At 31.9% G+C, this 17303-nt stretch carries 18 protein-coding genes; 6 read left to right on the forward strand and 12 right to left on the reverse strand.

The features are described from left to right. Positions 1-2: 2 nt before the first annotated feature. Complete coding sequence (locus WC223_01970; GenBank protein ID MFA6922996.1) at positions 3-881, forward strand: hypothetical protein; 879 nt, start codon at positions 3-5, stop codon at positions 879-881. A gap of 39 nt (positions 882-920) precedes the next feature. Further along, positions 921-1451 carry a T9SS type A sorting domain-containing protein gene (locus WC223_01975; GenBank protein MFA6922997.1) on the forward strand — a complete coding sequence of 177 codons (531 nt, stop codon included), beginning with the start codon at positions 921-923 and terminating at the stop codon, positions 1449-1451. 15 nt (positions 1452-1466) lie between these two features. Here WC223_01975 and WC223_01980 read toward each other — a convergent pair whose 3' ends face one another. The 8 genes from WC223_01980 to WC223_02015 form a co-directional block, all read right to left on the reverse strand. Next, the gene (locus WC223_01980; GenBank protein MFA6922998.1) at positions 1467-2513 is read right to left on the reverse strand and encodes a GldM family protein; all 1047 of its coding nucleotides are present in this window, start codon (positions 2511-2513) and stop codon (positions 1467-1469) included. Positions 2514-2526: 13 nt separating this feature from the next. Further along, on the reverse strand, positions 2527-3654 hold the full coding sequence (gene dnaN / locus WC223_01985) for a DNA polymerase III subunit beta (protein MFA6922999.1): 1128 nt from the start codon (positions 3652-3654) through the stop codon (positions 2527-2529). Between the two features lie 92 nt (positions 3655-3746). After that, the gene (locus WC223_01990; protein MFA6923000.1) at positions 3747-4826 is read right to left on the reverse strand and encodes a hypothetical protein; all 1080 of its coding nucleotides are present in this window, start codon (positions 4824-4826) and stop codon (positions 3747-3749) included. A 46-nt stretch (positions 4827-4872) separates the two neighbouring features. Next, the gene (gene gldG / locus WC223_01995) at positions 4873-6642 is read right to left on the reverse strand and encodes a gliding motility-associated ABC transporter substrate-binding protein GldG (GenBank protein MFA6923001.1); all 1770 of its coding nucleotides are present in this window, start codon (positions 6640-6642) and stop codon (positions 4873-4875) included. 84 nt (positions 6643-6726) lie between these two features. Continuing rightward, complete coding sequence (locus WC223_02000) at positions 6727-7476, reverse strand: DUF1829 domain-containing protein (protein ID MFA6923002.1); 750 nt, start codon at positions 7474-7476, stop codon at positions 6727-6729. After that, positions 7473-7958 carry a hypothetical protein gene (locus WC223_02005; protein ID MFA6923003.1) on the reverse strand — a complete coding sequence of 162 codons (486 nt, stop codon included), beginning with the start codon at positions 7956-7958 and terminating at the stop codon, positions 7473-7475. The genes WC223_02000 and WC223_02005 overlap by 4 nt, the downstream gene beginning before the upstream one ends. Before the next feature lie 44 nt (positions 7959-8002). Continuing rightward, positions 8003-8734, reverse strand: coding sequence for a gliding motility-associated ABC transporter permease subunit GldF (gene gldF, locus WC223_02010; GenBank protein MFA6923004.1), 732 nt, complete (start codon positions 8732-8734; stop codon positions 8003-8005). A gap of 129 nt (positions 8735-8863) precedes the next feature. Further along, positions 8864-9655, reverse strand: a complete 792-nt coding sequence (locus WC223_02015; GenBank protein MFA6923005.1) for an SAM-dependent chlorinase/fluorinase — start codon at positions 9653-9655, stop codon at positions 8864-8866. 131 nt (positions 9656-9786) lie between these two features. Here WC223_02015 and WC223_02020 point away from each other — a divergent pair, with 131 nt between their 5' ends. Further along, a complete protein-coding gene (locus WC223_02020; protein MFA6923006.1) occupies positions 9787-10725 on the forward strand; it encodes a PhoH family protein in 939 nt (312 codons plus the stop codon). A gap of 161 nt (positions 10726-10886) precedes the next feature. Further along, entirely contained in the window at positions 10887-11633 is a 747-nt protein-coding gene (locus tag WC223_02025) for a head GIN domain-containing protein (GenBank protein ID MFA6923007.1), read from the forward strand. Between the two features lie 45 nt (positions 11634-11678). Here WC223_02025 and WC223_02030 read toward each other — a convergent pair whose 3' ends face one another. Next, on the reverse strand, positions 11679-12554 hold the full coding sequence (locus WC223_02030; GenBank protein MFA6923008.1) for a universal stress protein: 876 nt from the start codon (positions 12552-12554) through the stop codon (positions 11679-11681). Positions 12555-12681: 127 nt separating this feature from the next. On the opposite strand from WC223_02030, the gene WC223_02035 reads away from it, so the two are divergent. Then, positions 12682-13542, forward strand: a complete 861-nt coding sequence (locus WC223_02035; protein MFA6923009.1) for a transglutaminase-like domain-containing protein — start codon at positions 12682-12684, stop codon at positions 13540-13542. A 102-nt stretch (positions 13543-13644) separates the two neighbouring features. Here WC223_02035 and WC223_02040 read toward each other — a convergent pair whose 3' ends face one another. The 3 genes from WC223_02040 to WC223_02050 form a co-directional block, all read right to left on the reverse strand. Next, positions 13645-14727, reverse strand: a complete 1083-nt coding sequence (locus WC223_02040) for an Ldh family oxidoreductase (protein MFA6923010.1) — start codon at positions 14725-14727, stop codon at positions 13645-13647. 150 nt (positions 14728-14877) lie between these two features. Further along, complete coding sequence (gene truA, locus WC223_02045) at positions 14878-15633, reverse strand: tRNA pseudouridine(38-40) synthase TruA (protein MFA6923011.1); 756 nt, start codon at positions 15631-15633, stop codon at positions 14878-14880. Positions 15634-15686: 53 nt separating this feature from the next. Continuing rightward, positions 15687-16091, reverse strand: coding sequence for an Rrf2 family transcriptional regulator (locus tag WC223_02050; protein ID MFA6923012.1), 405 nt, complete (start codon positions 16089-16091; stop codon positions 15687-15689). A gap of 119 nt (positions 16092-16210) precedes the next feature. On the opposite strand from WC223_02050, the gene porQ reads away from it, so the two are divergent. Then, positions 16211-17293 carry a type IX secretion system protein PorQ gene (gene porQ, locus WC223_02055; GenBank protein ID MFA6923013.1) on the forward strand — a complete coding sequence of 361 codons (1083 nt, stop codon included), beginning with the start codon at positions 16211-16213 and terminating at the stop codon, positions 17291-17293. The last annotated feature ends 10 nt before the right edge of the window (positions 17294-17303 follow it).

Raw genomic sequence — 17303 nt, forward strand, 5'->3', positions numbered from 1 at the left:
AAATGAGAACATTGCTTTTTATTTTTATGATATTTTTTATTGGTTTTAAAACAGCCAAGTCACAGGATTTAATAGTAACAAACAAAGGAGATTCATTAAATTGCGAGATAACTAAAATTAAATCCGACTATATATATTTTACTTTCAAATACGAAAATGAAATAAGAAATACGCTTTTGCCTGTTTCACAAGTAAAATTCTTCAAGAAAAATTTCTATACACATTCAGAAATTCCAATTGAAAAATTAAAAAAGAATAATAATTATCAAAAAGTGAAAATTTCTGCTTTTGGCGGATGGAGTTATCTGACAGGAAAATTGAGTAACAAAGTTCCGGATGATTTCAGGCAATATATGAAGGAGCTTAAATCGGGATACCATTTCGGCGGAGATGTATGTTTCTTTGTTTCAGAAAAAATTGGGCTAGGATTAAAGTATACTAATTTTAAAACTAAAAATGAAATATACGACATATATATTATAGACACTCTGACAGGTAAAAAGAGAACGGGCATATTAAGAGATGATATAACTGTTCAGTATTTCGGTCCTGCATTATTTATGAGATTTTACTCAAAAAACAAAATGGTGGCTTTTCTTTCAAACATATCATTAGGATACCTTAGTTATAAAAATGATGCAGTTGTGGTGGACAGGTTCACTTTGTCATCCGGCACAGTTGGTATGGTTTATGATTTGGGCGTTGACTTCATGCTTGACAGGAATCTTGCAATTGGACTTGGTTGTTCTTATGTGATGGGAACATTGAGTGAATATGAAATGAATAATAGAAGTTCAAAGCAAACAATAAAATTGAAAAGTGATGAGCTTGAAAGTATTTCAAGGATTGATTTATCAATAGGATTAAAATTAAATTTATAAAAAAATAAAATAATTATTAAAACCAAAAAACACACAACCATGAAAACTCTAACCCTGACAATTTCAATAATGCTTTTAAGCATAGCAGTTAAGTCACAGAATTACTATTTTGCTTACGATGCAAACGGTAATAGAACAACACGTGAGGTAATAGAATTGCCGCAAAGCACACCCGGGAAAAAAGATAAACCAAAAGATGAGACAGCTAAAAACAACACATCGGAAGAAAACAGTGGCGAAAACACAAATACTATTACAGATAATAGCACGCAAAATAATAATGCAAGTGAAAACCAAACAGCAAAAACTTACGAGGCAAGTTTAGGGAGCCAGAAAATAACTATTTATCCAAACCCCACAAAAGGCGAGCTAAAAATAGATATTACAAACCTGCCCCAAGCAACCAATGGCTTAATTTCAATAACTGATATGCAGGGAAGAGTAATTTATAAAAGCCAAAACGTGAATTCTACAAACACACTGAGCATAGCAAATGAGTCGGCAGGAAATTATGTAATGAAAATTGTTATAAACGGAAAGTCGAAGGAGTGGCTGGTAGTGAAGCAGTGAGAAATTAATTCAGATTTATTTTTTTACTTTAATAATCACTGAAGGCATGTTGATTATTTTTTCGTCAGCATTTTTAATTTTAATATTTTCAATAACAATATTACCTCCCGGTTTTAGTTTCGGAAGTTTTTGTTTTATTGTTTCGGGGATTTTATCGGTATTGCTTGTTACTTCGTATGTTAGTCCGTCAACAAACACTGAAAGGTCGTATGATACGATAGTATAACCAGGAGCATCAATTTCGATTTTCTCGAAGTTAACAACATCTTTCAGCGAAACTTCTTTTGATGTTTCAAAAACATAATTTCCGATTTTTAAAATAGGGTCTTTAGGTTTCGGATTTTCCTTAACAATTACATCAATAGCAGGAAAACTCTCTTTGGTTCCGTCTTCGTGTTTTATTTTTATGTTGTCAATATTAATTTTGCCGGGTTTTAAATTTATAAAACTTTCTTTTACCTGCTTTGAAAATTTACCCGACTCATTATTCATTATTTTTACGACATTGTTTATTTGAAATGTAAGGTCGAATGAAATAATGGTGTATGGCGAATTTATTGTAATTCCGTCAAAAGTTAAGAAATCTTTTATTGGAATTTCAATATTAGTTCCCGCTGCAATTTCATATTTCCCTAACTTAAGAACGGGCTCTTTTGATTTCGGCTCTACTTTTAATTTAATAATGGCATTGCGTAATAATTTTGTTTTTCCTGCTTTATCTCTTACTTTCAGGCTGTCGAAGAGAATTCTGTTTCCGGGTTCTAATTTTTTTATTTTTTCTTTTATTTCGGGTGAAATTTTATCGTTATTGTATATTCTTGTATAGAGTACACTATCGGACGAAATAAATGATATTTCATAAGAAACAACCGAATAATTCAAATTTGTTACTTCTAATTTTTCGAATTTTAAAATTTCTTTCATCGGAATTTTTTTCACGGTATCGAATACATAAGTTCCGATTTTAAGTAAAGGTTCTTTATTTGCCGGCTTATTTTGTGCAATTGAATTAACAAAGGATATAGTAATAGCACAGAAAATAAGAATTATATTTTTTCTCATGTTTAAAGTTTATTTAATAATTGAGCATAACAGGCATAACAAGCATCAGCACATCTTCGCTTTTATTTTCGGGGTCAACAGGAATTATAAGACCTGCCCTGTTGGGTGTTGACATTTCCAGATTTACAGTCTGCGTGTCAATATTGGATAGCATTTCTATGAGAAATCTTGAGTTAAAGCCAATTTCAAGGTCTTCGCCTTTATATTTACAGGTTAACCTTTCAACGGCAGAATTGCCATAATCGGGGTCATCGGCATTTATTCTGATTTCGTTTCCGCTTATTTTAAATCTTATCTGATGTGTTGACTGGCTTGAATATATTGAAACTCTTTTTATGGAATTAAGAAAAACTTCTCTGTCAACATTAAGTTTATTGGGGTTATCGGAAGGGATAACCACTTCGTAATTCGGATAATTTCCGTCGATGAGGCGGCAAATTAAATTTATATTTTCATAACTAAAAAATGCATTGCTGTCGTTGCTTTCAATTTTAACTTTACTTTTTTCGAGATTTCCAAGTGTATTTTTTAATTGATTTAACGGCTTTTTAGGCAATACAAATGTTTTTGCAACTTCTGATTTTATGTCGCTTCTTCTATATCTTACAAGTTTGTGTGCATCGGTAGCGACAAATGTGATATCATCTTTATTGAACTGACAATATACACCTGTCATAACAGGTCGTAGGTCGTCGGTACCTGTGGCGAAGAGGGTTTTGCTGATTGCTGCATATAATGCATCGGCATCAATTTCAAATTTTGTTGTGCCTGTAACTTTCGGAATTTTCGGAAATTCCTTGCCATTCTGCCCTGTGAGTTTATATTTTCCTTCTATTGCAGAAATATCAATAGAATAATTTTCATTATCAATAAGAAAAGTTATGGGAGTATCGGGAGGGAATGCTTTTAATGTTTCCAGCAATATTTTTGAAGGAATGGCAATGCTTCCCGAATCTTTCGATTGAACATTGATTTTTGCAATCATCGTTGTTTCGAGGTCGGTTGCAGAAACAACAAGCTCATTGCTGCTGATTTCAAATAAAAAACTATCAAGGATAGGTAAAGTGTTGTTTGAACCTATTACACCACTTAGCGCCTGAAGATTTTTCAACAAGAGCGTACTTGAAACTATAAAATTCATTTGTATGTTTTTTTAATTAAAATTAATTACACCGGCAAATATATGTATAATATATTCTTGCTGAAAGTTGTGTTGATATTTTGTTAATTTAATTAATTTTTTGCTTCGTGTCCCTTGTCATTATTGGTTTTAAAGTATGATAATTTCCCGAAAATCTTGTCAAAAGAGAAAAACTGAATTATCACGAAGTCATTTCCATTGTTTATCAAGGCATATAGTTTATCAACATCATATTCCTGTTTGTTTCCCCACATGTCTAAATATCCGATAGGAGGTTTTCTCCTGTATGTGCTTATTTCATTTGTCTTTCCATTAGCATCGGTAACCGAAATCCTGTAATATGGCTTTGTTTTAACAATTGAATCTACTTCTTTTTTGTTCATTTCTTCGGTAAAAAATTCAAAACCAACTTTATAAAAATTCGTTAAATAATCAAGTATTTTTGTTGTATCTGTATAATTTACTATTTGATTATTGTAAATTGATTTAAGCTGAATTTTTTTTCTTCCGGCATTAATAATTTCAAACGATTCTTTTTCATCCTGTGCTTGTACTTTTATTGATTTTATATCGCTTACAAAATATCTGAAAATTGTTTTGTCGCGCCATTCATTTGGATGAGCCGTATATCTGGTTGACAAAAAACCGTTGAACCCCGGAATATATGTAATACAGGGAGTTTTTGAACCCTCAATAAGCATAAACGTTCCAAGTTTATCCTGCGTAGGTACTCCAACATAGTAAACTTTTTCGAGTTTGATATATGGAAACAACTTGATTTTATTTTTAAATAATATTATTCTGTATGTTTTTACATAAATTTCAACTTTTGTAGAAGAAGCAGCCATAAGCTTTACAATGTTATTAAATGCACTTTTTGAAAGAGGTGCAAGAATCTGAATATCGTAAATTGTTTTAAGCAATGTGTTTACCATATCCATTCTGGCTTTATATTTTTCGTTGAGCTTCCATTCGCCCTGACTGATTTTTTCAAGTGTAACCTGGTCGCCTACTTTATTTGCAAGAAAAATTTTAACAATACCCGAAGTATCTTTTACGGCAAATTCTGTTTCCTTTTTATTTAATGTTGATTTTGTTTGAACAATTACAAAATACAACGCTATTAATAATAATATAATAATTGCTATAATCCTGAATCTGCCTTTTTTCATATTTTTTCTAATTAAATAATGTTTTTTAACTTTAAGTACTGATTTGTTACAATGTGTATTTTCTTTTCCTCAGAATATTTTGTAGCAATCCGAAGAACAACACTAATAAAACAGGCAGACATAAATTTATAATTTGCCATTTTACTTTTTGTTTTTCGATTTTTGCTATATCAAGAAGCCGCATTTTAAGCTCTCTTGCCCGTACAGATATAAGTCCGGAATCATCACATAGATAATTCATCATATTCATTATAAGATTTTTATTTCCGAAAGTAGCATTTGTATATCTGTCGTAACCCAATGGATATGCAAAAGGAACACCATTTTCAACGCCGACCTGATTTTTAATAATATCGCCGTCAGATACGACAATCATTTTGTTAGGTGCGCTTTTTTCTCTGAAAGCAATCTCCTTGTTTTCCATAATTACTGAGGGCAATCTGTTTTTAAAAACCGATTCGAATTTTCCTTCAAGCAAAACGGCAACAGTTTGATAAGGGTTATTAAAATTCAAATCATCGGGATTTTTTCTCATAATGTCAATACTTATTCGTGCAGGCGCATTGATAACTCTGGAGAACTTTGAGGATGCAAGTAAAATTGTCTTTTTAATATCGGAAACATTAATTGTATCAATAGTTCCGGCAAATTCAAATTTTACAATATTAAGGTTATTCACTATTGGATGATTTGTAGAAGGGGCGATAAGCGGGAAATAATACCATGGCATTAAGCTCATTTGTGGTTGCTTGCCAATAAAACCGGTTACTAAAGGAATTTTTAGGCAATATAAATCCTGTATTAAATTTGTATTTATTCTTACTCCGTATCGGAATAACTGGTCATCAAGATTCAGGTCTAAAGGAAAAGCAATTGTTTCACTTGAATTGCGCAAGCTGTCCATGTTGGCATATACTCTGTCAATAAGCCAGAGTACTTTTCCGCCATTCATTATAAACTGGTCAATAATAAATTTATCTTTATCAGTAAAAGCCGAATCGGGTTTTGCAATAATTATTGCCTTAAAATTCTTCATGCTTTTTAACTTGCCATTTATTAATACTCTGTCAACGGTGTAATATTCGGATAGGTTTTTTACAATATCATCAACAAGCAAAGTATCGAGTTCGCCGTGTCCTTCAATAAATCCTACTTTTTGTTTAAATACAATAGTATGTTTTCTTATAACATTTGAAATTTCATATTCAAGTGCCTGCACCGAATTATTTAGCATTTCCGAAGAAGGAACATTGGACTGAGTTTTCAATAACTGCAATGGTAGTTCCCTGTTTTTATAAACAACAGAAGCACACGGAAAAATTATTTTTGTGGATGTTCCGTTTCCTTCCTTAACCTGAATTTGTGTGGGAATAAGTCCTTTCCCCATTAGCTGTCTTATTATTTCATTTTTATTTTTTTTATCAATATTTTCCAATGGGTCAACAAATTCGTATTCTATATTATTTGAATATGCTCTGAATTCGTCAAGCATTTCGCGTGTTTCATTTCTTAATCGTTTGAAACCTGAAGGAAAATCACCTTCAAGATATATTTTGAAATACACAATGTCATCAAGCTTTTTCAGTAAGTCCTTTGTGGTTTTCGACAGCGTATATCTTTTTTCGGAAGTAAGGTCGAGGCGGTAATAAATGTATGAACCTACAAAATTCAAAAGAATAATAAAGAGCAATCCGAAAGCAAATTCGCGTATGTTTTGTTTTTTTACGCCACGTCTTTTATTTATATCTTTAGAAATAGGATTATTTGCTTCTTCTGACGTAATCTCTTTTTTATTCTTTTTAAAATTAAATTTCATTGCTTAATTGCTAAATTGTTTAATTGTTAAGAAAACTTTTACTTATATGTTATGGCTTTACCGGTCATTGAGATTATTTGCCATTTATGCAGCTAATTTATCTAACCAATTTTCTTTTTTCTTCCATGAAAAATCATTGATACCATATTCTTCAATTGCCTGCAGCACTTCTGGTGCCACTTCTTTTTCCAAATCATTTAATATTACTATACCTTCATTATTACGTGCCTGTTTGGTATCTTCGAAAGCGAAAAGTTGTGCTATTATATTTTGTTTTCTTGGACTTGCTACTGCTTTGATTATTCTTTCAGGAGCTTTTCCTGAGGAAGGAATAAGAAAATCAAACTTATGCTGAAAAGAACTTTTGCCTTGTAAAATAATATTGGGAGAAAAACGAATATTATTTTGCTGAAGGAAATTAGTTACATCTTCTAAAAAGAATGTTTCTACTTTGGGAGAAGCCACAACAAATAAATCATCAACAGATAGCATTGCCTGAATAAAATTATGTTTACGCATAGGAAAGGTTGCTGGAGTTGCCATTGTGGTTAATTCATTTCCTTTTAATAAAACACCAAATCCATTTAAAATGGAATGCAATTCTTTTTGTCTTGCAGGTGTGAGAACATCAACTCCTGCCATTTCAAGATTGTTTATTGTATCTCCATCATCGGTCATATAAATACGGTCCCTGTCATCGCGTTTTAGATAAAACTGAATCTGGTCGTTGATATGATTTACAAATGGAGTAGTAACTTCAAAGTATCCATTTATCTCTTTGTAATTGATTTTTTGTTTCAGCCATTCGGTGTATGAATGAATTAAATCTTTCATATTAACAGTGTTTTTTTAATGTTTGGTAATTGTTTTACATTGCAATATTTAAAAAAGTCAATCATAATTTCATAAATATCCTTGCCTTTAATTTTCATTAACATTTCTGCGGGAACTGCCCACCTTTCTCCAAACCCTTCAACATATAAATGTATATGCGGTGAGGGTATTTCTTTCCCATTATATGGTTCAAGAATTGGCAAGGGAACATTTTCAACTTCGGGATTAGGATGAGGAGCTCCGTTAAAATCCAACCTTCTCAGAATATAAGCTTTTCTAACTCTGTTTTGATAAACAGCTTTTGTAATTTTAATACTTCCTCTGTAAATATCAAAAAGAAAATTTTCTCTTTTATCGGAAGTGGTAAAAGTAATAGTTAATTTTTGTCCTGAATTTGGGAACTGGTATTCTTTTTCCTCTTCCGGAAATTTTTCCATCAAAAAAAAGAAATCAGCATCTTGTTGAGTAATAAAATGTGCCATTGTTATGTTATTTTTTAATCAATTCTCGCATTATTAACTATTAATTACCATTTCCTACTCTGTATCGCAGTTTTAGTGAGTAACAAAAATATTGTTATTAAGCTCAAAAAATACAAAACATCTCTTGTATCAATCACGCCTCTGCTCATTGAAGAATAATGTGCACTTATGCCCATATTTCTTATAAGCAGGTCGATTTTACCGAATAAGTTAAATGAATAAATAAAATCAAATCCCATGTATATAAAGCCGCAAAGGAAAACCGATACTATAAATGATACAATTTGATTATCGGTTATGGAGGATGAAAATAAACCTATTGCAACAAAACCAGAGCCGAGAAAAAGCAATCCGATATATGAACCCCATGTTCCGCCAATATCAATATTTCCAACCGGACTTGCAAGATAATATATTGAAATAAAATAGAACAACGTTGGTATTAGTGAAAGAAACACCAGAATGAAGCCGGCAAAATATTTTGCAAAAACAATTTGCATATCTGTTAATGGTTTGGTAAGCAGGAGTTCGATTGTTCCCGATTTTTTTTCGTCGGCAAACAAACGCATGGTGATTGCGGGAATTAGAAATAAAAAAACCCATGGCGCAAGCATGAAGAAACCATCAAGTCCCGCCCATCCGCTGTCGAAAATGTTCATGTCCATCGGGAAAACCCAAAGGAAAAGCCCGTTGATTAATAAAAATACAATTATTACAATATATCCGGTTAATGAACCAAAAAATGTGTTTATTTCTTTCTTTAGTAATGTTATCATAAGTTGTCAGTTGTTAGTTGTCGGTTGTTAGTAACTTCGATATTCGTTATTCGGTGTTCGATATTCGATATTTTTTTCTTTACTCATGGCTCAAAGCTCATAACTCATTGCTTTTTTAATTGTTCATTATTAATTAAAAAACTCTACTCTTATAGTTTCATTATATTTCAAATCAATTAAACTTGATGCATTGCCTTCATTAATGGCTATTTCGAGATAGTCGGATGAATTAAACAATGCAAGCCGGTCGCCTGTTTCAATGTCGTGATAATTTTTGCTTATTTTATCAATGTCGTAATAACCTTCTCTTTTAAAAATTATTTTGTATTGTCTTCCCTTGCCGACTTCATTAAAAAGATTTCTTGTAATGTTAGTTATAGCATTTCCATAAGAATCAATGTATATTATGCTTCCGATTAAAACATTCTTGTCTGTCAATGGCTGCATATTTTTCATTTCAAACCAGTTGCTCTTTTTATTACCAAGCTCATCAAGCGATTTACCCTGAAAAATATGGTAAATAACTTTTACATATAAGTCCCTGATGTTTAAACTATGCTGGTCTTCTTCAATATCGTCAGTTATTCGCACAACAGTTTCGGGAAATGATTCAAAAGTAAGAGAAAACAAGCCGTTATCCCTGCCTATAAAATAGCTTCCGTTCTTCTCAGCTGCAATAAATGACAAGTCCGTGTTTCTTTCATGCCACTTGTTAATGTCAACCAGATGAATTGTGCCTTTGGGGAAATTATTGTAACTATTTTTCAGAACAAATGATGCTTTCAGGATATCAAAAGAAGGAATTTCATTTGATATGTCAATAATTGTTGCACCCGGACAATTTGATATTATCAAGCCCTTAAAAGCTCCGACATAAAAATCTTTCAAGCCCCAGTCAGTTGTTAATGTAATTATCGCCATTTATATTCTTAAAAGCAACATCCGTTAATTTGATAAATTTTCTTTATTTTGCAACGTTCAAAATTAATAAAATTTAAATGATTTTTTAACTTTACTGATTATTTTTACTTTTTCATTTTATAAAATCTCTTATGCACGAAAAAACAATTGTTGTTGAAGACATAAACCCTCTCGACCTTTATGGTGTTAATGATTGCAATCTGGAATTTCTAAAAAAAAGTTTTCCGCATTTAAAAATCATAGCCCGCAACAATATTATCAAAATTATTGGTAATGAAAGGGAAACTACTAATCTGGTTGCTAAAGTGGAACTGATGTTTGAACATTACGAAAAGTTCGGTAAAATAACAGAAAACGACATAGCTGAATTGCTTGATGATAATTATAAAATATCTTCGAAAAGCAAAGATGATTCGGTTCTTGTTCATGGAAATAACGGAATGTACATTAAAGCTCGTTCTGCAAACCAGCAGAAAATGGTGAGAAGCTATGAAAATAATGATTTGATTTTTTCAATCGGACCCGCAGGTACCGGAAAAACATATACAGCCGTTGCATTGGCAGTGAGAGCATTGAAAAATAAAGAAGTAAAAAAAATAATTTTAACACGCCCGGCTGTTGAAGCCGGCGAAAAACTTGGTTTTCTTCCGGGTGATATTCGCGATAAACTCGACCCATATCTGCAACCTCTGTACGATGCATTAAGAGACATGTTACCTCCGGAAAAACTTGCTAAATATATTGAAGACGGAACAATACAAATTGCACCACTTGCATACATGCGCGGGCGAACTCTCGATAATGCAGTTGCAATACTTGATGAAGCACAAAATTCAACCGAAAAACAAATAAAAATGTTTGTCACACGAATGGGGAAAAATTCAAAATTTTTTGTTACGGGCGATATTACACAAATTGATTTACCGAAAAACGAAATATCAGGACTTGCACACGCGGCAAAAATACTGAAGGGTATTGAAGGTATTGATTTTATATACATGAACGATAAAGATATAGTACGTCATAAGCTTGTTGTGAAAATTGTTGATGCGTATAAAAAAAGTGAATAATATAAAAGTCGTAAGAAGTTAGTCGTAAGATATAAGTGGAAATTTGCTTTAATGATAATTAGAGTTTGTCCATAATGTTCGATTTCTTCGTTAGTCTCGACTTTATGAACAGGCACTAATTATAACAATTCAACAATTAGGCAATTCAACAATAAAATATAATGGCAAAAGAAAAAAAAATATTATTACTGTTTATTTTGACACTTTTTCTTTCCTGCAAAAAAGAAAATCGCTGTGATTGCTTTACGGGAACAGGAAGCATAGTAAAGGAAAGTCGCGAAATAAACAATTTTTATTTTGTAAAAGTTTATGATAATATAAACTTAATATTAACTCAAGATACTGTTAATAAAATTGAAGTCGAAGCAGGGAAAAATCTATTACCAAACATAAAAACAGAAATAAACAACAACACTTTGAGCATAAGCAATAACAATAAATGCAATTGGGTGAGAAGTTTCAAGAAACAGATAAATGTGTATTTATCTGTAAAAAACCTGTATTACTTGGGTTGCAGGACCAGCGGAAATATAATATCTACAAATACAATAATCACCCCCGATACTTTTAGTATTGAGGGGAGGAACTCATCCTGCTCAATTAAATTAACAATCAACACAAAGAAAAGTTTTATCAGGATGCATACCGGAGCTCAGGATGTAACAATTAATGGCATAGTTGATAAAAATTACATGTATGCTGCCGGCAATGCGTTTATCGATTGTCGCAATCTTATTGCCAACAATACAGAAATAAACCATAGATGCTCGGGTGACTTTTTCGCTTATGGGAAAAATAGTTTAGGTGGTGATTTCACGGGGAACGGCAATTTGTATTATTATGGAAATCCTTTTTTAATAAATATCAAGCATCCAAACGGAAAAGGAAAATTAATTAACGGAGATTGAAAATAGGCACAAACCGAAAATAAATTTAGCCGGGTATTAACATTATTAATATGCTTCTATACGAATCTTTTCTGCGGGTATGCACAATACGGGTTTTTCAGTCAATGAAATTAATTTTTTTACTATATTGTCCATGTAAAAAATAAAAAATTCTTCGGGTTCCTGCTGAACAACTACCATAACCAAATCAACATTGTGTTTATTGGCGTAATCAGCAATATCTACTGCCAAGTCCTGCACATTGTCTTCTCTTTTGTCAATCAGTTCAACTTCATTTTTAAATTTCCTTTTATCAAGATACCGCTTACCTATAACCAATTGGTCTTTTAATCGCACTATTGCTGTAGCGGTGTCCCTATATACGAATGAAACTAACTTCAGCGTTGAATAATAAATTCCGGCAAGTTTTTTTGCTTCTTTAAGTTTAGTCATTGTTTCAGCAGTAAGGTCTAAAGGCAGCAAAATGGTTTTTATCATTCTGAAATGTTCTTTGCCGTTAATAGTCATAACCGGACATTTTGAATTTCTGAATACTTTCACTGTTGTGGGACTTACTATACGGCTACGAGGAGAAGCATAGCTTTTTGTAGATACTATCATGTATCTTGGATTCAATTCTTTTTCAACTTGAATTGTTTTCTTTCCAGGGTCTCCTTTTTCTATGCGAATTTTTATTTTTATGTTTGTTTTAAGAAAAATATCATCGGCTATTTTTTTCAGTTTTTCTTTTGCTTCAGTTTCACTAGGAAATACTTGGCCGATTCCAACTAATTTACTAAAAAATGCTGTTTCAGGAACAACATAAAGTAAAGTAATTTCAGATCTCAAAAAATTAACTAAATTGCATGCTTGTTCAAGGCATATATCCGATTGTTCGGAAAAATCTGTCAAAACGAGTATGTTATTAGATTCCTGCTCCATAAATATATATCAATTAGTTTATTATGCAAATATAAACACAAAAATGCCTATAAACCAAATAAAATTTCATATAAATTTACTTTTTTATTAAATTTTAATAAATAAAAATTTACTTTAGTAAAATAAAATGGATAAAAAAGAACTATCGGCATTAATTAATTTGCTTGATGATACCGATGAAGGAGTTTTCAAGCAAGTTAGAGAAAAAATCATGCAAATGGGAATCATGGCAATTCCGTTCCTTGAGAATGCATGGGAAAATTCATTTAATAATTTTCTTCAAAACAGAATAGAAAATCTTATCCATACCATTCAGTTTGAAAACATAAAAAGTGAGCTTATCAACTGGAAAAATACCGATAACAATAATCTTTTCAATGGAGCTGTAGTAATTGCGAAACATCAGTATCCTGAAATAAATATCGGTAATTTGCAAAAAGAAATTGATAAAATCACGGCAGATGCATGGGTTGAACTTAATGACAACCTTACTCCATTGGAAAAGGTGAAAGTTCTCAATCATATTTTTTTCAAATTACACGGTTTTAATGGAAATACAACGGATTTTCATTCCCCTCAAAATTCATATATAAATGTTGTTTTGGAAACAAAAAAAGGAAATCCTTTATTATTATCAATTGTTTATAGCATAATAGCTCAAAACCTAAAGTTGCCAATTTACGGAGTAAATCTGCCGGAACATTTTATACTGGGATACAAAAATGAAAATACATTATCTTTTGTTGATAAAAATGATGTGCTTTTTTATATAAACACTTTTAATAAAGGAACAATATTCAGCCACAAGGAAATCGAAATGTTTATAAGAGAATTAAAACTTGAGCCCAAAGAATATTTTTATAAAACCTGCACTAATATTGAAATAATAATACGTATGCTTCATAACTTGATATTCTCATATCAAAAGCTTGGGTACAATGAAAAAATAATAGAACTCGATATTTTGCTGGGATGCCTCAGTATATAAACAATCGAACATTTGAACAAACGAATTATAAAAAAAGAGAGAAATAACGTGCAATCATTCAAATATTCGAATGTTCTATTATTCAATTGTTCTTTTGTTCAATTATGTTTTTTCTTCAATAAAATTCACTCCTGTTGATTTTCCTATTTCTTTTAAATCATCAATAACTACAGGCAATATCTCAATTCCTTTTTTTAAATTAATTTCATAAAGTTCTCTTTCTATATCACCGGGAATAAGTACTTTCGGCTGTCCTTGGGCACTTTTAGCATTTCGGAAGGTATCAATCCATTCGTCCATTTTCATTTTAAAATCTTCTTTTTTCTGAAAAGCATCGATGCGCATGGCACCGAAAAAATGGCCTGTACCTTTCCCTACTGATTTTTCAAGCACCGGCAAAAAAGCAACTGAAGGTGGAACAAATGGTCCGAAATTAGCTCCTGACAAAACCGCAGAAAAAATATCAACAATTGCACTCATGCAATAACCCTTATGACTTCCATGTTCTCTGTCGCCGCCGAGTGTGAGCATAGCACCCTCTTTTTTTATTATATCGGGGTCACTGCTCGGATGTCCATCTTTATCCTGAACGAAACCAGTTGATGCTTTCAATCCTCTTTTAGAAAGCAGGTCGAGTTTTCCTCTTGCAATTGGAGTTGTAGCGAAATCGGCAACAAACGGAGGTTGCTTGCCCGCAGGAATTGCAACAGCAATAGGATTTGTTCCGAGAAGCTTATCAATTGAAAAAGTGGGAGCAACCAATGGATTGGCGTTTGTCATTGCTATGCCAATCATATCATGTTTAAGTGCGAGCATTGAATAATATCCGGCAATTCCGAAATGATTGGAATTATTCACAGCAACCCAGCATGTGCCTGCATTTTTTGCTTTTTCAATTGTAATATTCATTGCATAATTGGCAACAACAGGACCCATGCCTTTATCGCCATCAACAGCGGCGGTGCTCAAAGTTTCATGAATAATTTTAATATCGGGAGTTACATTTATCCTGCCGTTTTTCCAGAGTTCATAGTAATCTTTAAATCTTATTACTCCGTGCGATTGTATTCCTCGCAGGTCAGCAGTAACAAGAACTTCAGCAACTGTTACTGAATTTTTATCGCTGCAGCCGATTTTTCTTAAAACTTCTGTTATAAAACTTTTTAAATATTCTGAGTTGTACATATTATTTATATTATGATTTTATTGATAGCTAATCTATAACTTCTTTTTTAAAATAAATAAAATATCGAACATCGAACACTGAATTTCGAATATCGAAGTTTTTTACTAATGACCATTGACCGATGACTTTGTTTATTGTATTCTTAATTATTATTTATTAAATATTTTTTCTGAATATTCAACATTTATTAAAAACAAACCTTTCGCAGGTACCGAATAACCTGCATTTGAACGATTTTTGCTTTCTATAATGTTTTCGAAATCTTTCAATGAAATTTTATTTTTACCAACTTCGAGCATTGTTCCAACTATTGCTCTTACCATGTTTCTCAGAAATCTGTTAGCTTTTATTGTAAATAAAATCAAATCTTCTTTTTGTTCCCATTGAGCTTTCATTATTTTACAATTATTTGTTTTGGTCTGCGTTTTCACCTTGCTGAAGCTTGTAAAATCCGAATATTCAAATAATATTTCCGATGCTTTATTCATCAGAGCAATATCCAAATCACCATAATAATAATATGCAGAATTTGTATAAAAAGGATTTTTATTTTTTATGATTTGGTAAACGTAAGTTCTCGAAATGGCATCAAAACGGGCATGTGCGTTTGGTTTAACTTTAAATATATTTTTTATCGCAATGTCTGAAGGAAGAAATTTATTTAATTTAAAAATAAATTTATTTTCATTCAGATTGTTTTTTTCGCTGTCGAAGTGTGCGTAAAAATCTTTTGCATGCACGCCTGCATCCGTTCTTCCGGCACCGGTAACAGTTATTTCCGATTTCAGTATAACCGATAATGCCTTGCATAGTTCATCCTGAACGGAATTTGAATCCTTTTGCGATTGCCAGCCATGGTATGCCTCACCATTAAAAGAAAGTTGTATGAAGTAGCGAAATTCCAATGTTTTTAGTTTTCAGTTTAAAGACATAAACCACAAAATTCCGAAACTTTAAATTATTTTATTAAATCTGCAAATGTTGTATGTTCGAGTTTGAGGAGCATAAAATCCCTTATTTCAATAAGAATTTTTATGAGTTTTTTGCTTTTTTCTATCGGGGTGTTTTCGTAAAAGTGCTTGCTTACTGATTTCACAGGAGCTATCGGACCATCCATTAATCTTATAATTTCAGCAAGCGTAATTTCGTTAGGTTTTTTTGAAAGCTTATATCCTCCCGATGAACCCTTCTTACTTCTTACATATCCTGCATTTTTTAGCGATAAAAGTATTTGTTCAAGAAACTTTTTTGGAATTTCTTTTCTCTTAACTATTTCAGCAATCTTAACACATTCCTTATCATAATTTTCTGATAAATCTATCAGAGAAAGACATGCATATTCGCTTTTCTTGGATAACTTCATAATTTTTAATAAAAAACAAAATTATGCTTTTTTTTTATGATAAAACAAAATTAACTCAATTATACAATAATAATAACAAAATATTGTTTATTAAAAAAATGCTTTTCTTTGCATAACTTATGATAAAGATAAAATTTCAGGTTTTAACATTTATTGTTTTTTTAATTTCATTTAATTCCTATTCTCAAATAGGAGGCAACAGCATTTATAAATTTCTGTCATTACCAAATTCAGCGAGAATATCTTCTATTGGAGGATATGTTGTTGCTGCAAAAGATGATGATGTTACTATTACTTTACAAAATCCATCACTCATCAACTCTTCAATGGATAATCATCTCGGATTTACTTTTCTTGACTATTTTGCCGACATTGGTTGTGGATATGCTGCATATTCAAAGTCATACAAAAAGGTAGGCAGTTTTTGTGCCGGTTTACAATATATCAATTACGGCACTTTCAAAAAAGCTGATGCTACTTCGCAAATTATCGGAAATTTTACCGCAGCAGATTATTGCCTCAATATAGGATACAGCAGGCAAATGGACTCATTATTCACCCTCGGAATTGCTGTTAAAAACATATATTCCGTTTATGATATTTACAAATCGTATGGACTGGCAGCAGACCTGGCTTTACTGTATTACAAGCAGAAGTCGCAGTTTGCAGCATCAATAATAGTAAAAAATATAGGTACACAATTAAAGGAATATGTGAAAGGAAATAAAGAACCATTGCCTTATGAAATTCAGGCAGGAATTTCACAGCGATTAAAACACTTGCCATTCCGCTTTTTTATAAACCTCATACATCTCGAAAAATTCGACCTCACATATCAAGTGCCTGTTGATTCTTCTACCGATGTGAATCTGATGACACCTGATACTGCTAAAAAAACAAAAATAGGAAAAATCCTGAAAGACGCAGAACCATTCGGAGACAAATGTTTGCGACACATTGTTATTGGTGGAGAATTCATGCCTATAAAAAATTTTTATCTGCGATTTGGTTATAATTACCAGCGAAGACAGGAATTAAAATTTGACACAAGAATCGGAATGGCAGGATTTTCATTTGGAGTAGGATTAAAAATTTACAGGTTTCACATAAGCTATGCCAGAGCTGTATATGATATTGCCGGAAAAACGAATCAATTCACCATTACAACTAACCTTAGCGATTTTATTTCGAAAGGCAATTAAATATTCAACC

The organism is Bacteroidales bacterium (assembly GCA_041671145.1).
Lineage (GTDB): Bacteria > Bacteroidota > Bacteroidia > Bacteroidales > JAHJDW01 > JAQUPB01.

Bases quoted from the DNA above. Each gene is read 5' to 3' on its own strand.
- WC223_01970 (MFA6922996.1), top strand. From the start codon at position 3: ATGAGAACATTGCTTTTTATTTTTATGATATTTTTTATTGGTTTTAAA.
- WC223_01975 (MFA6922997.1), top strand. From the start codon at position 921: ATGAAAACTCTAACCCTGACAATTTCAATAATGCTTTTAAGCATAGCA.
- WC223_01980 (MFA6922998.1), bottom strand. From the start codon at position 2,513: ATGAGAAAAAATATAATTCTTATTTTCTGTGCTATTACTATATCCTTT.
- dnaN (MFA6922999.1), bottom strand. From the start codon at position 3,654: ATGAATTTTATAGTTTCAAGTACGCTCTTGTTGAAAAATCTTCAGGCG.
- WC223_01990 (MFA6923000.1), bottom strand. From the start codon at position 4,826: ATGAAAAAAGGCAGATTCAGGATTATAGCAATTATTATATTATTATTA.
- gldG (MFA6923001.1), bottom strand. From the start codon at position 6,642: ATGAAATTTAATTTTAAAAAGAATAAAAAAGAGATTACGTCAGAAGAA.
- WC223_02000 (MFA6923002.1), bottom strand. From the start codon at position 7,476: ATGAAAGATTTAATTCATTCATACACCGAATGGCTGAAACAAAAAATC.
- WC223_02005 (MFA6923003.1), bottom strand. From the start codon at position 7,958: ATGGCACATTTTATTACTCAACAAGATGCTGATTTCTTTTTTTTGATG.
- gldF (MFA6923004.1), bottom strand. From the start codon at position 8,734: ATGATAACATTACTAAAGAAAGAAATAAACACATTTTTTGGTTCATTA.
- WC223_02015 (MFA6923005.1), bottom strand. From the start codon at position 9,655: ATGGCGATAATTACATTAACAACTGACTGGGGCTTGAAAGATTTTTAT.
- WC223_02020 (MFA6923006.1), top strand. From the start codon at position 9,787: ATGCACGAAAAAACAATTGTTGTTGAAGACATAAACCCTCTCGACCTT.
- WC223_02025 (MFA6923007.1), top strand. From the start codon at position 10,887: ATGGCAAAAGAAAAAAAAATATTATTACTGTTTATTTTGACACTTTTT.
- WC223_02030 (MFA6923008.1), bottom strand. From the start codon at position 12,554: ATGGAGCAGGAATCTAATAACATACTCGTTTTGACAGATTTTTCCGAA.
- WC223_02035 (MFA6923009.1), top strand. From the start codon at position 12,682: ATGGATAAAAAAGAACTATCGGCATTAATTAATTTGCTTGATGATACC.
- WC223_02040 (MFA6923010.1), bottom strand. From the start codon at position 14,727: ATGTACAACTCAGAATATTTAAAAAGTTTTATAACAGAAGTTTTAAGA.
- WC223_02050 (MFA6923012.1), bottom strand. From the start codon at position 16,091: ATGAAGTTATCCAAGAAAAGCGAATATGCATGTCTTTCTCTGATAGAT.
- porQ (MFA6923013.1), top strand. From the start codon at position 16,211: ATGATAAAGATAAAATTTCAGGTTTTAACATTTATTGTTTTTTTAATT.